Annotated in this window: 24 protein-coding genes and 1 pseudogene; 4 read left to right on the forward strand and 21 right to left on the reverse strand. The window is 36.4% G+C overall.

Annotated features, from left to right (window positions below; translation table 11 throughout):
* Positions 1-29: 29 nt before the first annotated feature.
* The 10 genes from BHF70_RS07225 to BHF70_RS12670 all read right to left on the reverse strand — a co-directional run bounded on the left by BHF70_RS07225 (position 30) and on the right by BHF70_RS12670 (position 7,810).
* Positions 30-446: a DUF445 family protein gene (locus BHF70_RS07225; RefSeq protein WP_075759611.1), complete on the reverse strand. Its 417-nt coding sequence runs from the start codon at positions 444-446 to the stop codon at positions 30-32.
* A 41-nt stretch (positions 447-487) separates the two neighbouring features.
* Entirely contained in the window at positions 488-1,819 is a 1,332-nt protein-coding gene (locus BHF70_RS07230; protein WP_143249378.1) for a citrate/2-methylcitrate synthase, read from the reverse strand.
* A complete protein-coding gene (locus tag BHF70_RS07235) occupies positions 1,797-2,297 on the reverse strand; it encodes a MarR family winged helix-turn-helix transcriptional regulator (RefSeq protein WP_075759612.1) in 501 nt (166 codons plus the stop codon). The genes BHF70_RS07230 and BHF70_RS07235 overlap by 23 nt, the downstream gene beginning before the upstream one ends.
* Before the next feature lie 14 nt (positions 2,298-2,311).
* Positions 2,312-2,836, reverse strand: coding sequence for a flavodoxin family protein (locus BHF70_RS07240; protein WP_075759613.1), 525 nt, complete (start codon positions 2,834-2,836; stop codon positions 2,312-2,314).
* Positions 2,837-2,916: 80 nt separating this feature from the next.
* Entirely contained in the window at positions 2,917-4,536 is a 1,620-nt protein-coding gene (gene groL, locus BHF70_RS07245) for a chaperonin GroEL (RefSeq protein ID WP_075759614.1), read from the reverse strand.
* A gap of 53 nt (positions 4,537-4,589) precedes the next feature.
* Positions 4,590-4,874 (reverse strand): co-chaperone GroES, encoded by a 285-nt coding sequence (gene groES / locus BHF70_RS07250; RefSeq protein WP_075759615.1) that lies wholly within the window; start codon positions 4,872-4,874, stop codon positions 4,590-4,592.
* 199 nt (positions 4,875-5,073) lie between these two features.
* Positions 5,074-5,505 (reverse strand): MarR family winged helix-turn-helix transcriptional regulator, encoded by a 432-nt coding sequence (locus tag BHF70_RS07255; RefSeq protein ID WP_075759616.1) that lies wholly within the window; start codon positions 5,503-5,505, stop codon positions 5,074-5,076.
* A 206-nt stretch (positions 5,506-5,711) separates the two neighbouring features.
* Complete coding sequence (locus BHF70_RS07260) at positions 5,712-6,287, reverse strand: hypothetical protein (RefSeq protein ID WP_075759617.1); 576 nt, start codon at positions 6,285-6,287, stop codon at positions 5,712-5,714.
* 57 nt (positions 6,288-6,344) lie between these two features.
* Positions 6,345-6,929, reverse strand: coding sequence for a hypothetical protein (locus BHF70_RS07265; RefSeq protein ID WP_143249379.1), 585 nt, complete (start codon positions 6,927-6,929; stop codon positions 6,345-6,347).
* 332 nt (positions 6,930-7,261) lie between these two features.
* A complete protein-coding gene (locus tag BHF70_RS12670) occupies positions 7,262-7,810 on the reverse strand; it encodes an AAA family ATPase (RefSeq protein ID WP_083638355.1) in 549 nt (182 codons plus the stop codon).
* Positions 7,811-7,847: 37 nt separating this feature from the next.
* Between BHF70_RS12670 and BHF70_RS07275 the strand changes: the two are divergent.
* Together BHF70_RS07275 and BHF70_RS13030 are read left to right on the forward strand one after the other, a co-directional pair.
* Positions 7,848-7,991, forward strand: a pseudogene (locus tag BHF70_RS07275) (transposase domain-containing protein); the annotation flags it as partial.
* Positions 7,992-8,269: 278 nt separating this feature from the next.
* Positions 8,270-8,506, forward strand: coding sequence for a TnpV protein (locus BHF70_RS13030; protein WP_075759619.1), 237 nt, complete (start codon positions 8,270-8,272; stop codon positions 8,504-8,506).
* Positions 8,507-8,541: 35 nt separating this feature from the next.
* Here BHF70_RS13030 and BHF70_RS07285 read toward each other — a convergent pair whose 3' ends face one another.
* The 4 genes from BHF70_RS07285 to BHF70_RS07310 form a co-directional block, all read right to left on the reverse strand.
* Positions 8,542-8,871 (reverse strand): TipAS antibiotic-recognition domain-containing protein, encoded by a 330-nt coding sequence (locus BHF70_RS07285; protein WP_158024881.1) that lies wholly within the window; start codon positions 8,869-8,871, stop codon positions 8,542-8,544.
* 344 nt (positions 8,872-9,215) lie between these two features.
* Positions 9,216-9,476: a helix-turn-helix domain-containing protein gene (locus BHF70_RS07295; protein WP_075759622.1), complete on the reverse strand. Its 261-nt coding sequence runs from the start codon at positions 9,474-9,476 to the stop codon at positions 9,216-9,218.
* A 1,260-nt stretch (positions 9,477-10,736) separates the two neighbouring features.
* Positions 10,737-10,961 (reverse strand): DeoR family transcriptional regulator, encoded by a 225-nt coding sequence (locus BHF70_RS07305; protein WP_075759624.1) that lies wholly within the window; start codon positions 10,959-10,961, stop codon positions 10,737-10,739.
* A gap of 12 nt (positions 10,962-10,973) precedes the next feature.
* Positions 10,974-11,744, reverse strand: a complete 771-nt coding sequence (locus BHF70_RS07310) for an ATP-binding protein (RefSeq protein WP_242946345.1) — start codon at positions 11,742-11,744, stop codon at positions 10,974-10,976.
* A 94-nt stretch (positions 11,745-11,838) separates the two neighbouring features.
* Here BHF70_RS07310 and BHF70_RS07315 point away from each other — a divergent pair, with 94 nt between their 5' ends.
* Together BHF70_RS07315 and BHF70_RS07320 are read left to right on the forward strand one after the other, a co-directional pair.
* Positions 11,839-12,186 (forward strand): transposase, encoded by a 348-nt coding sequence (locus tag BHF70_RS07315; RefSeq protein ID WP_242946281.1) that lies wholly within the window; start codon positions 11,839-11,841, stop codon positions 12,184-12,186.
* Positions 12,186-13,091 (forward strand): IS3 family transposase, encoded by a 906-nt coding sequence (locus BHF70_RS07320; RefSeq protein ID WP_075758466.1) that lies wholly within the window; start codon positions 12,186-12,188, stop codon positions 13,089-13,091. The genes BHF70_RS07315 and BHF70_RS07320 overlap by 1 nt, the downstream gene beginning before the upstream one ends.
* Here BHF70_RS07320 and BHF70_RS07325 read toward each other — a convergent pair.
* The 7 genes from BHF70_RS07325 to BHF70_RS07355 all read right to left on the reverse strand — a co-directional run bounded on the left by BHF70_RS07325 (position 13,071) and on the right by BHF70_RS07355 (position 17,861).
* Positions 13,071-13,481 (reverse strand): AlbA family DNA-binding domain-containing protein, encoded by a 411-nt coding sequence (locus tag BHF70_RS07325; protein ID WP_075759625.1) that lies wholly within the window; start codon positions 13,479-13,481, stop codon positions 13,071-13,073. The two genes, BHF70_RS07320 and BHF70_RS07325, sit on opposite strands and share 21 nt — an antisense overlap.
* A 38-nt stretch (positions 13,482-13,519) precedes the next feature.
* A complete protein-coding gene (locus BHF70_RS07330; protein ID WP_075759626.1) occupies positions 13,520-14,056 on the reverse strand; it encodes an O-acetyl-ADP-ribose deacetylase in 537 nt (178 codons plus the stop codon).
* Positions 14,056-14,397, reverse strand: coding sequence for an arsenate reductase family protein (locus BHF70_RS07335; RefSeq protein WP_075759627.1), 342 nt, complete (start codon positions 14,395-14,397; stop codon positions 14,056-14,058). The genes BHF70_RS07330 and BHF70_RS07335 overlap by 1 nt, the downstream gene beginning before the upstream one ends.
* A gap of 1 nt (position 14,398) precedes the next feature.
* Entirely contained in the window at positions 14,399-14,617 is a 219-nt protein-coding gene (locus BHF70_RS07340; protein WP_075759628.1) for an aspartate dehydrogenase, read from the reverse strand.
* A complete protein-coding gene (locus BHF70_RS07345; RefSeq protein WP_075759629.1) occupies positions 14,604-15,077 on the reverse strand; it encodes a YaiI/YqxD family protein in 474 nt (157 codons plus the stop codon). The genes BHF70_RS07340 and BHF70_RS07345 overlap by 14 nt, the downstream gene beginning before the upstream one ends.
* Positions 15,078-15,276: 199 nt before the next feature.
* Positions 15,277-16,314 carry an AAA family ATPase gene (locus BHF70_RS07350; RefSeq protein WP_075759630.1) on the reverse strand — a complete coding sequence of 346 codons (1,038 nt, stop codon included), beginning with the start codon at positions 16,312-16,314 and terminating at the stop codon, positions 15,277-15,279.
* Positions 16,299-17,861: an ATP-dependent nuclease gene (locus BHF70_RS07355; protein ID WP_075759631.1), complete on the reverse strand. Its 1,563-nt coding sequence runs from the start codon at positions 17,859-17,861 to the stop codon at positions 16,299-16,301. The genes BHF70_RS07350 and BHF70_RS07355 overlap by 16 nt, the downstream gene beginning before the upstream one ends.
* Positions 17,862-17,871 lie beyond the last annotated feature (10 nt).

Here is a 17,871-nt window from a genome sequence, read left to right on the forward strand (position 1 = left end):
AGCTTAAAATATCGTACATTATTTTCTGACTAAACAAAAATGTTTAGCAGACCCAATATAAATCCAATCAATCCTCCCAACCTTACAATTGTATTAAGTTCTTTTTTCATAACGGCAAGCACCATATCTTCCAGTTCATCAACCGTCATAAGATTTACTTTTTCTTCAGCTATGGATGCTAAATCTAAATTATCAAATATTTTCCCAATGCAAGGCTTCATTACTTTAACAAAGACTTGTGTAATGATATTTTTTATATCCGTTTCACTTATATCAATATCTGACAGCATGCTTGTAATGCTTTTTTCTTCCATTTCCTCTAATTTTTTTAAAATCAACGGATATACATAATCAGTCCCCTGTTCAGTAATCATGGTTTGTAATTCCGCTCCAATTGGAACTGTGACAGACTGAATTAATTCATCTTTCAGTAACATCTGCAGCATTGTACCCTGCACCTTTCCTATGATTTCATATAAGACTCTTGTCAGTTTCTTTCTTCCATCACGCTCATATATGCGGGACGGATAATTTTATTCGTACAAATAAGTTCCTCAATCCGATGTGCACTCCACCCTACGATTCGGGCAATTGCAAAAATAGCTGTATAGAGTTCCTGCGGAATTCCCAGCATTTCATATACAAAACCGCTGTAAAAATCAATATTCGGACTAACACCTTTATAAATCTTTCTTTTCTCTGCAATCAGTTTCGGAGCAATTTCTTCGATATTCTGGTATAACTGCATATCTTTCTGTCTGTTCTTTTCCCTGACAAGTTTTTCTACATATTCCTTAAACACACGTTCTCTTGGGTCTGACAAGGAATAGATGGCATGTCCCATACCATAAATAAGTCCTTTTTTATCAAATGCTTCTTTGTTCAATATTTTAGTCAGGTATGAAGCAATTTCATCCTTATCGCTATAATCACTTACGTGGTTTCTGATATCCTCCATCATTTGCATGACCTTGATATTCGCTCCACCATGCTTAGGACCTTTTAGTGACGACATTGCTGCTGCAATTGTAGAATAGGTATCAGAACCGGAAGATGTTACCACTCTGGTTGTAAAGGTAGAATTATTTCCTCCTCCATGTTCCATATGAAGAATCAGTGCCGTATCTAATACCTTTGCCTCCACCTGTGAATATTGTTTATCCGGTCTAAGCATCATAAGCAGATTTTCCGCTGTGGAAAGTTTCGGGTCCGGTTGATGTATATACATACTTGCCTGCTTTTCATAATGATTGTATGCGTGGTATCCGTATACTGCCAAAAGAGGAAATTCACTGATAAGCTGCATACTTTGTCTTAGTACATTTGGGATACTGGTATCCTTTGCTCTTTCATCATAAGAGGCAATCGTCAGAATACTTCTTGTCATGGAATTCATGATATCTTCCGTCGGGGCCTTCATGATAACATCCCTAGTAAAATTCGTCGGCAATGTCCGGCATTCTCCAAGCAGTCTGACAAACTCTGCCTGCTTTGCTTCATCCGGTAGTTCTCCCATTAGAAGAAGATATGCTATCTTCTCAAATCCCAATTCATTTTCCCCTAATAAGCGAATCAATTCCGGAACCTGATACCCTCGGTACCAGAGTTTTCCATCCGCCGGAACTTTCTGACCATTTACAAGATCTGAGGACGTAATTTTTGAAATTTTAGTAAGTCCTGTGAGCACACCATTACCCTTCTCGTCACGCAGGCCAAGATTCACATCATATTCATCATATAGCCGAGGTGCAATGCTATCATTTTTGATACAGATTTTCTGTGCCTCACTGGTATATTTATTCATCTCCTCTGTCAGCATTCTCTTCACCCTCCATTCTCTCCTGTTCACTGTGCATAATAGTTTCCAGCTGTTTCATAAGATTTAAAAGTTCAATCAGATTATCCCTTCCGAATTTTTCAATAACATTTCCATAATATTCTTTAAAAATGGCCTGCTGCTGTTCCAACAATTTTATTCCCTGATCCGTAATAGTAACATAAGTACCCTCATTGCCATCTCCATCGTGGGACCATTTTACAAGTCCCTGCTCGTTGAGTCTACTTACTAGTTTTGAAGCCTGGCGGATTGTAATCTGCATTTTTTCTGATAAATCTTTCAGATACGTTTTTCCTTCATAGATTTCTTGTTCTTTTCCTGTATCCTGAATGATATGCAACACAATATAATCAGCTTCATTAATCAGGTGACTGGCTTTTATTTTATTAAAAAGGTATCTTCTAAGTGTCAGCTCATTCCCAAGTTTTAGTACATCTATTTCTTTTTTATTTTCTTCCATGTATCTCACTCTCCTTACCATATCGGAATTGACCCACTGCGTTCAGCCATTTGCTGTATTTCCCGTGCATACTGGCATGCTCTGCTTAAATCATCCTCATCCGGATGTGTGCTTCCTACTTCAAACATCTGGCGGAGCTTGTCCGCCTGCTGCGGCATCTTCTCTATAATTGTTGCACGATTATCTGGTTTCACATTACCCTGGCATAAAAACATTCCCATATACTCTGCTTCTTCTGGAATCCATACATCCAACCTTTTCTCCAGATTTTTTCTGTACTGTTCTGTTGCAAGGAAACCACAAGTTGCAAAAAAGGCCAGTCTGCTTTCCGGAAGTTCTTCCAAAACATCCAGAATATCCACACCACAGATTCCATTACGTATTCCAAATCCTACAAAATAAAGATCTGCTTCTGGTACTTCTCCTTTGCTGTCGATATCATAGATTTCTTTTTCATCTGAATCAATTGCTTCGTAAATCTCCCTTGCTATCTTTCTCGTATTCCCACTTTTTGACTGGTAGATGACTGCGTACTTCATTTATTTTAACCTCCGATATAGTAAAAAAGGGAGCAACCTCATCGTCCAGTTACTCCCTTACAATAGCAGCTTTGTTTTCCTTAATAATCCATATCTGGATTACCATCCGGCATAGCAGGTTCTTTTTCTTTGATATCCGCAACAGCTGCCTCTGTTGTCAGCAATGTCGCAGATACGCTGACTGCATTAAGAAGTGCACTCTTTGTAACCTTAACCGGGTCAATGATACCTTTCTGCATCATATCTGCGTATTCCTCGCTGACAGCATCAAAACCGGTTCCTTCCGTACTCTCTTTTACTTTATTCACAATAACAGAACCTTCAAGCCCTGCATTTTCCACAATTGTACGAAGCGGTGCTTCCAGTGCTTTCCATACAATCTTGGCCCCGGTCTTCTCGTCTCCGTTCAGTTCTTCTACAACTTCTTCTACTCTTTTTTGTGCATGGATATATGCAGATCCGCCGCCTGCGATAATTCCCTCTGATACGGCTGCTCTTGTTGCATTTAAGGCATCTTCCATACGGTATTTGGCTTCCTTCATTTCTGTCTCCGTAGCAGCTCCGATACGGATCACGGCAACTCCACCACCCATCTTTGCCACACGATCCATGAGCTTGTCTCTGTCATAATCCGATGTAGTTTCTGCTATCTGACGTTTAATAGAAGCAATTCGTTCATCAATAGCAGATTTTTCACCTTCTCCATCTACAATAACGGTATTTTCTTTTGTAATCTTTGCAGACTTCGCACGTCCCAACATATCCACAGTTACATCTTTCAGTTCCATTCCAAGATCACCAAGAACTGCCTGACCTCCGGTAAGCACTGCAATATCCTGAAGCATTTCTTTCCGATTATCTCCATAGCCCGGTGCTTTCACTGCGACGACTTTCAGGGTTCCACGCAGTTTGTTTACAATAAGGGTAGTCAGTGCCTCCCCCTCAACATCTTCTGCAATAATCAAAAGCTCTTTTCCTGATTGAGCAGTCTGTTCCAGGATTGGAAGAATATCCTTGATATTGGAAATCTTCTTATCCGTGATAAGGATGTATGGGTTATTCATATGGCAGACCATTTTTTCCTTATCATCACACATATAAGAAGACAGATATCCATTATCAAACTGCATACCTTCCACTACATCAATTTCTGTATTCATTGTTTGGGATTCTTCGATGGTGATGATGCCATTCTCGCCGACTTTTTCCATTGCATCTGCTATCATTTCCCCAACCTGCTCATTCCCAGCGGAAATCGAAGCTACTTTTGCTATATAATCCTTTCCAGTTACCGGATAGCTCATTCCCTGGATTGCATCAATTGCTACATCTTCTGCAGCCTTCATTCCTTTTCTTAAAATGATCGGGTTTGCACCGGCAGCAATATTCTTCATCCCTTCCTGTACCATAGCCTGTGCAAGTACAGTCGCTGTTGTAGTGCCATCACCGGCTGTATCATTGGTCTTTGTTGCAACTTCCTCTACAAGCTGTGCACCCATGTTCTCATAATGATCTTCCAATTCAATCTCTTTGGCAATCGTCACACCATCATTGGTAATGAGCGGTGCCCCATAAGATTTATCAAGAACTACATTTCTTCCTTTTGGTCCGATTGTTACCTTTACTGTATCTGCCAGCTTATTGACGCCTGCTTCCATCTTTTTTCTTACATCAATATCAAAACATATATCCTTTGCCATTTTAAATTCCTTCTTTCTTTATTCGTATCTGTATCATACTTTTATAGCTGTCTTTACTCTACAACAGCGATAATATCATTCTGGCTCACGATAATGAATTCTTCCTCATCCATCTTCACTTCTGTTCCTGCATATTTGGAATAAATGACTTTATCACCCTCTTTTACCTGCATTGCAGCTATTTTTCCGTTATCCTCTTTTCCAGGTCCGACAGCAATCACAACTGCTTCCTGTGGTTTTTCCTTTGCACTGTCAGGCAGGATAATACCGGATTTTGTTTTTTGCTCTGCCTCCTGCTGTTTTAAAACAACTCTGTCTCCTAATGGTTTTAACTTCATATTTTGCCTTCCTTTCCGCTTTGTTAGCACTCGTTTCTTTTGAGTGCTAGCGAAAGTCTAAAAAATTTTGCTTCTTTAGAAGCATTATTTTTAAATTGTTTAATTTTAAAGTGTTATACAACATTTTATTGCTCTTGTCAATAGATTTTATCTTTTTTTATAAAAAAAGCAGAGAGTAAAAAATTCTCTCTGCGGATGTTCAGATCAGTTTCTGGATATTTCTAAATATCTTCTCTGTTGTCTTTTTATAAGCGGCAATTTCTTCCTGGGAAATTCCTTGAAAAATCTGCTGATCCAGTTCTCTTTTAATTTTTGCTATCTCTGCTATGATTACTCCTGCACTATCACTGACCAGATAATGCATATATCTCCTGTCATTTTTATCCGGTACTGCTGTAATCAATTCTTTTCGGTATAGATCATCGATTGCCTGTGATACATGTCCACGATTCAACTTCAGTTTCCTGTAAATATCAGTCGGTGTATTTTCATTAGCAGACCTTGAAAGATAATACAACACTTCAATATCTACTTTCTTTAAATCATATTCTTTTTTTATCACTGAAAAACGGCTTTCCATCAAATGTTTGAAATCACCGCCTTTTAATGCGATTTCTAATTGCTCATCCATTTCCCTCACCTACCTTCCAATACTTTAATTTTAAATATTTTAGCATTGGAGTATTATTATTTCAAGTACCAAAAACACCTTATCCAGTTCGCTTAGCTTATGATATCTCTTTCCAGTGTATCCCTTTCCATTAAGCGTTCTACGAAAATCGAACTTTCCTATAAAAAACAGCCTGACTTGTATTGTCATTTTGTGTCACTACTATTTCAGAATATGTCTACAAATTGTTTAACTAATCTCACTATTCCAAAAATACTTGCACCAAATGCGATAATTGATAAAACCCCAGCAGTAATAGCTTCAATAACATTTATTACGCCAGACACTTCTTTATGTAATTTAGGAAAAATAAATTCTTTAGCTTTAACTACCAATGTAAAAAATGTTTTTATAAATCCCATTAGCACATACAAAAAATAAGCTAATACTACTATTCCGCCTAAGCAGAATAACACATCACAATACCATTTTCCACGTTCCATGTTTCCCAGAAAATAGTTCACCTCAAAAACAAAAATCATTAGTATCACAGCAACTATTAATGCGTGTAACCCCATAGCAGTCATAATCTTATCTTTTCTATCTCTACTGATTGTAGGAAACATAATGAACCATACCGCTATACAAACTGTTCCTATTGTCATCCTGGTATCATTCTGTGTCGCACCACATATAGGACTATATGCACCGATAAAGGTCATAAACACACCCATAAGTAAAGCACCTATATTTATACTTATATGAATCCTATATCCATGTTTTTTCAAAAATTCTTTTAACATTCTTTCTTATTTCTCCTGCGTTTTTCTGATTTTATATTCCTAAAATATCCAATAATTTTAGTCACATGAATATTTTACATAATCATATGCACACAACAACCTTCTATAATCCGTCGTATTACCAATTTCACCACTCAATGTTTTCAAGTACTCCTCTATATCTTCAGGCATGAAATTACCTTTCAACAATGCATATGCAATAATTTGATTTTTATAAGTCATCGCATAACTTTCATTGTTCAGTATATCTTCAAGTGTTGTTTCTTTCACATCAAATTTTTGCTCAATTTGTCGTTTTAGAGCTTCTAATTTGCTATTCTGCTGTTTTTTTAATTTTTCTATTCTTTTAATACTTGGATCAATCTTTGCGAATGCATATATCGGGAAAAACTGTTGCGATTGTATCATAACCTTATCAACATTTTCTAATTCATCTAAGTCATTTGTAATACTAACTTTAATACATCCACCAAAATATATCTCTTTAACAGCTGTTTGAATTTTTCTTATATCCATCGCAGAAACAGGCAACTGCAATTTAGCAATGCTCGAATATATCTCCGCATAATTATCCGTTTTTATTTTATTTATTCTAATTGTCGAAAAACCTTCAACATCTATATCATGATCTGTTACTTCCAAATTATCCGAATTTTCTTCATACTCAACAAGCAAAAAATGTGAACGAATTTTTTCAGCTTCTGGCGAATTAGGTTCTATATAATATGTAAAAATAGTCTTTTATACATCTTTTATATTGCTATCTCTCCTATTTCCCAACTCTAAAACAGAATCCTTTTCCCCTTCCAATCAAAATATTTCATCTTAATTGTAAAACTTATTCATCTTATGCTCACCTTGTGCACATCATTATATTTTTATTATATCACTTATTTCATTCATAAAGAATCATGAAACAACCTGTTACGTTTTTTGTAATTAATTTTGTCCTAGTATACTGGATTAATCTATTTTCACTTTAATATTTCACGTATCGAACCTGATAAAACAGCCACCTTAAAATGCCTGCCACACAATTCGAACTCTACCTCACCATTTACTTGCTTAAGTGCATACAAACTGCATATTTTCTTTTCATCACCAAGTGTAACCTCCATTGTTGAAGAACTCATTGTCACAATCGGCATTGTCCTCACGAGCTGGTCGGGTTTTATTTTTTCGCAACATTCAGTATTGTTTTTAAGCAACGACCGTTTATTCTCCAACACACGAAATGTAATCATATCATCCAGCTTAACATCTTCAATATTACACGGCGTATTATCTCGCAGATATGTTTCAATATGATAGAAATACAAACATTTATGCATAATTCGTATATAAGCTTGAAACAAACTTGGATGAACAGAATTTTCTGGCTCCTCAATTGCAATCAGGGATACATTTGCCAAGATAATCCTTGTCAAAATCATAAACACTCTTTTTGCACCGTCAGACATCATTGCAAAATCAATTGGATAGATAATTGCAGATGCTTTTGCTCCATGAATGGTGTCGATCATCTGCCAGTTCTTCTTGTTATGTTCTCAAGCACATAACAAGAAAAACTGGCTTTTCAGTGATACTCCAGCCGGTGCGGATGCCAGCATGAAAGTGTATTCTATGATAGAAACAGCCAAAGCTAATGAACTCAATCCGCATAAATATCTGAGCTTTCTTTTGGAGCATCGTCCAAGTGTTGAAATGTCAGACGAGGAATTAGAGTGATTTGCCCTATGGAGCGAATTGGCTCAGGAAACTTGCAAATAAAATGGAGTAAAATACTCGCATGTCTGACATCTTAGCACAGGGTTTCAGATTTTATTTACAGGGTACACCCTAAAACTATGCGCTTACGCATCAAAAAAACAGCAGCAAACATTCGCTGCTGAGGTTTGGTCCTCTTCGCTTTGTTTGCTGCTATTAGAATAATCATTTTGCCCTTTTTAGGATAATTTGGTGTGTCCCGCGACATATAACATATCCCGCCATGCCCATCTCGATTTCACTTTGTTTTATCTGGCTCTTTAACCACACATCTCGCCGACACAAATGAAGTAGCACAAGAGCGAATGGATATGCTTATGGGACAGATGGCACAAACACAAGGTATCACTGAACAGCTTAAATCCACTGACCAGATGGCTTGGGTTCGCGCAATGAATAATATCCAATCTGCTGCTAGGGAAATTGTACTATCTGAATTGATTTACATATAGTAATTATGTTACTGCTAGCACTTGGAACTGGATAATTACTCCTGTCTATTGTCTACATAATATTGAAATGCTTTCACAATGTACTCAGACGCACCTAAACCATATTTTGCATCAGTAATGTTTTTTACATAATCGCTTTTGTAAGCATCAGTAATGGCAGTCCAATAACTATTTCTATCTAAATCAACAGATGCATGCTTGTGCAAAAAATCATCAATTTCAGAGACAATATCTTGTATATCACTGGATGATATATCTTTTGTTCTGTCAGAAACCAATTTAGCATAAAGTGTATCACTTTGCTCTCCAATTTCTTTGGCATCACTAGACATTTGTTGTTCCATAATTTCTGTAAAATGTTCCAAATTGTATTTCATAGCTTCCGTGTATTTTTCAATACTTCCAAACTCTGTAATTGCAAGTATAATCGGATAAATTAAATTCTTTAAAACTCACAACTCTTTCTCCTTTCGTGGTCTGTTTTTTATTTTACTTTTGGTAATTTTATAACCTCCCACAGCAATACACACGATTCCAATTATTACGATAAGACTGAGCGGAAAATGTCTCAAATACTCTAATGCTTCCGTATAACAACTCCCATTTTGATCCATATCATAATATTGAATAATGTATGAAAAACAAACAGCTAGTATTTCTAGGATAGTTCCAACTATAATCATCAGGCTTGATCTCTCTTTTTTTATTCCTATCCCAGCATTGTTTCCTGGTTTGATGCAGGTTCAGTAGGTTCAACTTCTTCTACAGAATCATATTCATCAAACAATAGATATTCTATAGGAACTTGGAAAAATTTACTTAACTGGACAATATTATCTGTATCCGGTACTGCTGTCCCTTGCTCCCATTTCGAAATTGCCTGCCTGGAAACGTTTATTCTTTCTGCAAGTTTTTCCTGCGACATCCTATTTTCTTTACGAAGAAATTGTATCTTTTTTTCAAATTCCATATGATCTCTCCTGTCTGACATATATGATTCCTTGTTTCAACATTGTATACAATATTTTGTTTGTGCACGCCCTTAATGTACTGTGTTTTATCAAAATCGTCAACATATACTAGATTACAACTCCGCAACCAAAGTTTACAATACTACTATTCTTACAAATATGCCTTTTCTTACCTATTTTTTATCCATACCATAAAACAAAGGAGCCATCCAACTTACATATAGAACAACCATTTTTTAATATGCTATTTATTCACAACAACGAATCCACTATTTTTCATTCCGTTTATCCTCCGCAAATTCGCATTTATTTAACTTCTTCAAGCAGATTTTACCTCACACGAGACATTACTTCAATATAAATTTACATAATAGGGCAGCCCACTAGACTGCCCTCAAGCTTCACATTTGGTACTTGTACCTCTGATTTCTTCTTATTTTGAGCTATTGATGCTTGATATGCTTTGTTTGCTGTCTCTGCCGCCTTTAACTCTTTCAAGAACTCCTGCACTGTCTTATAGCCATGCTGTCACGGGGCAAATATCACTATCCTCTATAAGGCACATATCACCATCCTCTATCTCATCTATCATCCACACCTCCTCTCTACTCCTCATCCTCCTCCCTTCCCCATCCCTCCACCTAATACTACAGCATATGTTGAAGCGGATTATTTCCCTTTATTTGAGGCATTTCTTCCTGTTTTGATATAGGAATCAGGGAGGTATTTTGGCATCAAAAAACAGCATGCTCATTCAGCATCAAAAAATGGCTTATTTCCAAGGTTTTTCATGGCTTTTTTCAATAAAAAAAGACCTCAGGGAATTACTTCCTCTAGGTCTTCTTCTATCTTTTTTCTATTATTTTTTCCTCATTTCAAAATGGAAATCATTTTTGCAAATAAAATGGAAATGAGGTTTGCTAAGCAACATGTAGCCTATTCATACTTATTATGTCCCGGGTCACACTTAACTTGTTTTCATTTAAGTGTTAGTCAGTTATGGGGCATGTTACTTTTATTTACACTATTTATTTTAACCCACTGAATGATTGTGACCAAACTGTTGCCATAAGATTATTATAGTGCGGATTGAGAAGAAATGCAACCCAAACTCTAATTTACTGTACAATTAACTGGTGGAATAACTGAGGGAATAACTGGTGGAATCTCCCCAGTTGATACACCAGTAAACGGAATAGAAACCTCTCCATCAAATATTAACTAGCTTCGAGAATATTTTACACTTCTCTTGTTATACATTACTCATCATCCGTAATTTCCCAGTGTCCGCTAAAACCACGTCCGACAAAACTTACATTATCCATTTCTTTTATATGACGCTTAATTGTTTTTGAACTTACGCCTAATTCAATTGCTATTTTCTCCGTACTAATCTTGCTGTCTTTACGAATCATGTCCACAATTTGAGCATCCAACTTGCCTTGAGGGACATCTTGAGGGACATCATAGTTCAGGTTCGGCATCACTACAGTAAACTAATATCTGTCTGAGCGGAATGATGGTCTTTTACTCTCATTATAATTTATTTGGAATTCATATCCACTGATAATCTTTCCAAATCCACTACCTTTACGTTCCATATATCCAAGCCGGTTAAATACATCGGCAAGAACAGGATTTCTTCTGGTTGAAGGAACTGTAAGAGGATCTCTGTCTTGAATCATGGAACCATCCGGCATTCCTCCCGGAGAATAGATTTCCATTCTGTCATCGTATATGTCAATATGGACTTCACTTCCATTTACCAAATAGTCACGATGTGCCAAAGCATTTACAAGGGCTTCGTGATAGCTTCGCTCTACGTACTCCGGCATTTCTTCTCTTGAATTCGCAGTCTTACGCCATTTCATTTTACAATTCCGCTTAATAAATGCTTCTCCATTTTCAATCAGGGAAATAACACTACCTGAATACTCTGCATCGTCTAACGCATCCACTGAGCCACCACTTTTATTTAATCCATTCCACCTTGTGCAAAATAATCTTGAACAACGAATCGGACTTTCATCCGCAAGTAATGCCCCTGCATTCGTTAAATCACCCTGCTCATTTACCAGTCCAAATGAAATCAAATCTTTATCATCAAAGCTATTCCCAGTCCACTTCTTATATCTTTCCTTAAGCTTTGAAAAAGCATAATCTTCCGCCTTGTAGCTAGAATTCTGCGAATCATATGATGTATTCTTTCCTCTAAGGACAAGACGCTTTAATTCTGTTGCAGTGGTCTTTACACTTTCATTTCCCAAACGAACAAAAGCTTTGATGTGGTATAAAAAAAGTTGACACCCTATTCTCAAGGATTTTGATATATAATCAGTAGAGAATAAGGAGTGAATTATTATGTCAGCAAAACGTACGCAAAAATCTTATGACAACGAATTTAAAGCACAGGCTGTAAAGCTTGCTCAGGAAATAGGTGGGCATAAAGCAGCGAAAGAATTAGGTGTTCCTGATGGAACTATTTACTGTTGGATAAAAGCCTTCAAAGAAGGGCGACTCAGCGCAAATGAAGCTGTCCACTCACCTAAGGCAGCATTATCCCTTAACGATGAACTTATCGAGCTTAGAAAGCGTGTTAAGGAACAGGATAAAGAAATTCGTCATTTAAAGGAAGAAAACGAATTCCTTGAAGAAGCTAGTGCTTTTTTCGCAGCCAGCCGTCGGAAGTCCGCAAAAAACAGAGACTAATGTTTATTGCACTCAAAACGGATGACGGCAGGATTAAGGGTAAAATTTCTTTCTATTGTAAGGCTCTCAAAGTTTCCAGGCAGGCATTCAATCATTATCTGAAAACAAAGGTTGCTCCATGGAAATATCAGTCACTAGCAGATGCTATGCTGGATATCTGCAACGAAGATGAATGCAATGATACTTATGGAAGAATCCGTATGTATCAGGCATTACAGCTTAAACAGCCCGATGGAGTTCATATTCCAAGCGAGAGAACTGTTTATCGCGTCATGGAAGAAATTGGTCTTAATCATAAACCAAAACGCAAGCCAAACGGCATTACCAAAGCGGACAAAAAAGCCCGTAAATCAGATGATTTAATAAAACGCGACTTTACAGCAAAAAAACCGCTTGAAAAATGTGTAACTGATATGACAGAAATAAAAGCCGCTGATGGAAAACTCTATGTTTCTGCCATCTTTGACTGTTATGATCTAGCAGTATTGGGGTTAGCCATGGATACAAACATGAAAGCAACCCTGTGCGAGCAGACACTTGAAAATGCTGTTAAAGCATATCCGGCACTTTGTGGTGCAATCCTTCACAGCGACAGAGGAACACAGTACACAAGCGAATTATACCGTAAAGCAATCAATAAATATGGCATTCTGCAAAGCATGAACAGTGCAGGCGGCCGATGTCATGACAATGCCAGATGCGAAAGCATGTGGGCAAGATTTAAAGAGGAATTATTCTATGGACGCTACAACACTACTACAATGACAGTAGAACAATTAAAAACACTTATCTGGAGATACTTCATCAGTTATTGGAACAATAGGAGAATCTGTTCTGCTAATGGAGGTTTACCCCCTATGATTAAGAGACAGCAATACTATGATTCATTGCAGGAGGCAGCATAGGTCGAATATCCTTGAGAAAAAAGTGTAAAGTAATATTGACAACATCACTTCCAGCACACCATCTCCTGAATAATAATATGGTGTTTCGTCTCCTTTATATACATCAAGGATGACCAAAACCTTCCCATCTACGGTTTTATGGAATCTAAGCTTAAACTCCGGTATTGGATCAAGTCTTGTCTTAATTGCCTCACTAATCTTTTCTGCATCACCTTTCGGATCTTCAAGTCCAACAATTTGCTCATCATTAGAAATGCCAAAAATCAATGCTCCACCAAATGTATTTGCAAAAGCACTTACACTTTTACACCAGCTTTTTGGTTTCTTTTCCTCAAGTGCTAGCTTTTTATCATATTCAGTTGCTTCACCAATTAAATCTTTTATATTCATAATAAACATCCACTTTCTGTTTTAATAATAGTCTTTGCTTAATTCAAGGTTTCATACAACTTCTCTACTTCTGCTTCATAAACACTTTCTGTCTTATCATCAAACAATACCCATTCTACAAGATCAAAGCTATTCTCGTTATCCTCCAAAAATCTGCTTACCGTCTTTACCGCTATCTTTGCTGCAAGTTCTACCGGAAAGCTATACACTCCAGTTGAAATAGATGGAAATGCAATACTTCTTATACCATACTCAAGTGCCACCTGCATAGAATGAAAGTAGCAACTTGCCAGAAGTTCCTCTTCCTTACTTCTACCTCCACTCCAAATAGGACCCACAGTATGTATCACATAATCGCAGGGAAGATTATATGCTTTTGTAATCTTTGCCTGACCTGTCTCACAACCACGAAGAATCCTGCACTCTGCTAAAAGTTCCGATCCTGCTGCCCTGTGAATTGCGCCGTCAACTCCACCTCCTCCTAAAAGAGAGTTGTTTGCGGCATTGACGATTGCCTGTACATCTGTAACTTTTGTAATATCACCTTTTACCATCTTGATTATCTTCTTTACCATCAATTCCACCCCTTCCATACATCAGGCTGATATCCAAGTGTAGATTGTTTTCCATTTCTTACTACTGGTGTTTTAATTACCTGCGGATTCTCCAATATTTTTTCCAGTTTATCTTTATCAGCAATATACTTAATAAGAGCAAACGTATCCTGGTCTTTACCTTCCCAGTTGATCATATTTTCAAGACCGCCATTAGCCTGTGCAACAGAAGTAAACTCTCCCTTGCTCATGCCCTTTTCTTTCATATCAATGAACTGATACTTGATGCCTCGCTCCTTGAAAAAACGCTCTGCTTTCTTTGTATCATTACATTTCTTTGTTCCAAATATCTGTATATTCATATCAATATTCCTTTATTATTTCTTCATTTATTCCATACATGGTCTTAAATTTTTCAAGATCTGACGGGCTCTTTATCAGCATTACCTCTTCTATCTTCCCTGTATGGATATCTTTAAAACCTGCAACCTGTTCACCATTACAGATACTTGCTTTGATTACCGGTTTCTTATTTTCCGTATCATAAGACTGTGTTACTATTTTCTTTTTAAACAGTCCCATCATGTCCACCTTCTTTCGCCTGCACCATCAATACAAGCTTTTCAAATGACCGTGCAAAGCGTTTATCATCTTCTTCCGTCCGCTTTTTCGGTCCCTTAATATGATTCTTGTGAGAACCTCGTCTTGCTTTCTTATTAAGGTGCCTCTCCATTAACATCTGGTCAATATTTTCATTCGTATACCACTTACCGGATTGATGAATTGCATGCGCTCCTTTGCCAAGAGCCATAGCTGCAAATCCATAATCCTGAGATACCACAACATCATCCTTATAACAAATGCTAATCAACTTATAATCTACTGCATCCGCTCCTGCTCCAACCACTATCACATCACTGTAATCTGAATATAACACATGGTTTGTGTCGCATAGCAATGTGGTTGGAATATTATATTTTTCTGCAATAGTCTCTACGATGTCCACTACCGGACATGCATCTGCATCCACAAATATCTGCATATCTTTCTCAAATCCTACTCCAAATTGTGCAAATAGTCTGCACAATTTACTTTATTCAATCTGTATAACAAAAAATAACCGATAAACTCTCATTGCTAATCATTTTGCTATGATAAAAAATATTTATCGGAGTCAGCACCTCGATGAGGTTTCCACTTGGATCGTAAAATCTTACAATCCTCTGTCAAGCTTCCAACCATCATCTCTCCCCCTCCAATTTCTTAGCTTGTTCTTCATCAATCAAATAAACATTACCTTTTGCTCTTGTAATAGCAACATACAATTTATTCCGAGTTAGGGCGGCAAGTTTTGACAAAGCGTCTTTTTTATATGCCTGCATCGTTGTCTTGTTTAGCAGAACACATACATCTTGATAACAATCCTCACCTTTTGTATCACCCCAATTTCTATGTCCAACACCATAAGTAGTAGCTTTTTGATAATGTAGTTTTACAATTTCTGTATTTCTCCATATTTCTCTGATTCCATCATCCGAATCTACAAACTCTACGCCGCCTTGTTCTCCCCTATTTGAATAAATACTTATTCCAAGATGTTCTCTAACATATTGGCAAACATTTTCTCCACATCTCCAGCTTTTTAATAATGTTTGGTTATCAAAATCAACACCAGCTTTTTTGAACCTATCTACATATTTATTCAAATCGTCAAAAAGGCCTTTATTTACCTTCCCATCAGCACTAGTATTATATGTATGCTGATAGAAATCTCCTACATAAAGCATGTTCATATCTATCTTCATAAGTTCTTCTAGAAAATTAAAATCTCTTCCCGAAATATCCTGTACCTCATCAAATACAATGCAATCAAAGTATTTCTTTATCCTACTCTTAACCTCTTGTATTACATCAGTTTTATTTAGTAACAATGTAATTCTGTTACTATATAACCTATCACCTGAATCGAGATAATATTCTATATTAGATGACTTAGCATATCTGTTTTTATTTGGTTCATAATTAATCCCTTTAGCTCCAACCTGATCCGAAAGAAATGGTTTATAGCAAAAGCGATAAAGGAATGTAAAATACTTATAAACAGTGATTCCATCTGGAATCACTCCGTCATTTTGCTTACGCAATTTGGAAATAATATTATTATAATTTGCATCCGTATATGTGATGATTAAAACATTTCTGTATTCCGTGCAAACCTTATTTATTATGTAAGTTGTTTTCCCAGCACCAGCTACTGCAAGCATTAACTTTTTATCCATCTTATAGCCCTCTCAATGTAGTCTGGTACGACTATATCTGGTGCATTCATCAATTGATATGCCGCTTCAGTCTTATTCTTCAACATATAGTCAACCGCTGTATTTCCAAACAAGTCCTCGCATAACTGTTTATTTCTATCTTCAAGAACTATTTCAAACGTTCTCTTTGAATTATCAGATTCATAAAAAATATTAATATTTTCTATATTGGCAAAATCACTGTATTTATCAATACAATTCTTTTGATAGTCATTATCATTATCAGTTACAACAGCAACTTTTGCTCCTGTAATAGCTGCTATCTCCAAAAATCGCTTAAAACTAAGACCTCGCACATCCATCACCTGTATGTTGTCTTCTTCCATCTTATGTCCATGAATCTTTTTATAAAAATTGTCAAACAACATATATTCAGCTGGACCTTCAACTAACATTGTTCTATTTGATAGTGTGAATTCAATAATTCCAGCCGGAGGTGTTTTCATAAAGTATTTAGCTGTTTCTGCCTTCAAATCACTTAATGCTAAGGGCTTGCTAATATCTTCTCCTTGAAGAATAAAAACATTATTCAATTCTAATCGAGTACTAATCAGACTATTATGCGTTGTTATAAACAACTGTCCACTATTTGATAAACTTATTTTCTCAATAAGAGCTCTGAGTTTAACATGACTCAAATGGTTTTCAGGTTCTTCAATAAGTATGACTTCGACATTTTCACCTGAATGACTTAACACAAAATCAACTTTAACAAAAATCTGTGTTCCAGTACCTTTGCTATCCAATGGAACTGACTTTTCATAAATCATCAGTTCATCGCTGAAATTTGAACATTCATTTCCTCTAAACTTAAATGAATAATCTTCCCCTTCCGGAACTCTAGCATTAAGTTCTGCAAGATTCTCCTTTTCAAATTGTTTCTTTAATTGGCGAAATTTACTCTTATGTATAACACGTTCTTTAATATTACTTTCTGTATAATGAGAATACATTCTTTTTACAAAATCATTTGTTGCATAATCTGAATTCATATTACTACTATCTATAAAAACACTTCGTATTTTCTTTTTGTAACCAGAATATCCTTCATCAGCAAATGTTGAAAAACGTACTGAATAGTAATCATAAGGAAAAAATGTAGAATCCGCCTTAATGGAATCAACTATTTCGTGCTCATAGTCCGGATTAGGTGCACATATCATCCTAATTCCAAACGCTGTCACCTCATCACTATTATTCTTTCCCTCCATCTCAAAACCAAAATCTCCATTTAAGAAGAGCTCGATTTTCACTTCAGGTAATTCATCGTATTTCTTTTTACCATTTAAGAATTCTTCAATAGAATCAGTATTGATTATCCTATCTATGCCAATACTTTCTACCTTTCGAACATTTCCACTAATGACCAAATCAATTGCTTCTAAAATGGTACTTTTTCCTGCTTCATTATCACCAACAATTATATTAGTTCTCTCATTAGGTATAAATTCAAATTTTCTAAAACGTTTATAATTAGTTAGTTTTATTTTTGCTATGCTTGATGCCAACTATTTTCCT

Source organism: Anaerostipes sp. 494a, from assembly GCF_001940315.1.
In the GTDB taxonomy this organism is placed as follows: Bacteria; Bacillota; Clostridia; order Lachnospirales; family Lachnospiraceae; genus Anaerostipes; species Anaerostipes faecalis.

Excerpts from the sequence above, each read along its gene's own strand:
- BHF70_RS07225 (WP_075759611.1), bottom strand. The coding sequence starts at position 446 with ATGCTGCAGATGTTACTGAAAGATGAATTAATTCAGTCTGTCACAGTT.
- BHF70_RS07230 (WP_143249378.1), bottom strand. The coding sequence starts at position 1,819 with ATGCTGACAGAGGAGATGAATAAATATACCAGTGAGGCACAGAAAATC.
- BHF70_RS07235 (WP_075759612.1), bottom strand. The coding sequence starts at position 2,297 with ATGGAAGAAAATAAAAAAGAAATAGATGTACTAAAACTTGGGAATGAG.
- BHF70_RS07240 (WP_075759613.1), bottom strand. The coding sequence starts at position 2,836 with ATGAAGTACGCAGTCATCTACCAGTCAAAAAGTGGGAATACGAGAAAG.
- groL (WP_075759614.1), bottom strand. The coding sequence starts at position 4,536 with ATGGCAAAGGATATATGTTTTGATATTGATGTAAGAAAAAAGATGGAA.
- groES (WP_075759615.1), bottom strand. The coding sequence starts at position 4,874 with ATGAAGTTAAAACCATTAGGAGACAGAGTTGTTTTAAAACAGCAGGAG.
- BHF70_RS07255 (WP_075759616.1), bottom strand. The coding sequence starts at position 5,505 with ATGGATGAGCAATTAGAAATCGCATTAAAAGGCGGTGATTTCAAACAT.
- BHF70_RS07260 (WP_075759617.1), bottom strand. The coding sequence starts at position 6,287 with ATGTTAAAAGAATTTTTGAAAAAACATGGATATAGGATTCATATAAGT.
- BHF70_RS12670 (WP_083638355.1), bottom strand. The coding sequence starts at position 7,810 with ATGATCGACACCATTCATGGAGCAAAAGCATCTGCAATTATCTATCCA.
- BHF70_RS07295 (WP_075759622.1), bottom strand. The coding sequence starts at position 9,476 with ATGGAATTTGAAAAAAAGATACAATTTCTTCGTAAAGAAAATAGGATG.
- BHF70_RS07305 (WP_075759624.1), bottom strand. The coding sequence starts at position 10,961 with ATGCCGAACCTGAACTATGATGTCCCTCAAGATGTCCCTCAAGGCAAG.
- BHF70_RS07315 (WP_242946281.1), top strand. The coding sequence starts at position 11,839 with ATGTCAGCAAAACGTACGCAAAAATCTTATGACAACGAATTTAAAGCA.
- BHF70_RS07320 (WP_075758466.1), top strand. The coding sequence starts at position 12,186 with ATGTTTATTGCACTCAAAACGGATGACGGCAGGATTAAGGGTAAAATT.
- BHF70_RS07325 (WP_075759625.1), bottom strand. The coding sequence starts at position 13,481 with ATGAATATAAAAGATTTAATTGGTGAAGCAACTGAATATGATAAAAAG.
- BHF70_RS07330 (WP_075759626.1), bottom strand. The coding sequence starts at position 14,056 with ATGGTAAAGAAGATAATCAAGATGGTAAAAGGTGATATTACAAAAGTT.
- BHF70_RS07335 (WP_075759627.1), bottom strand. The coding sequence starts at position 14,397 with ATGAATATACAGATATTTGGAACAAAGAAATGTAATGATACAAAGAAA.
- BHF70_RS07340 (WP_075759628.1), bottom strand. The coding sequence starts at position 14,617 with ATGGGACTGTTTAAAAAGAAAATAGTAACACAGTCTTATGATACGGAA.
- BHF70_RS07345 (WP_075759629.1), bottom strand. The coding sequence starts at position 15,077 with ATGCAGATATTTGTGGATGCAGATGCATGTCCGGTAGTGGACATCGTA.
- BHF70_RS07350 (WP_075759630.1), bottom strand. The coding sequence starts at position 16,314 with ATGGATAAAAAGTTAATGCTTGCAGTAGCTGGTGCTGGGAAAACAACT.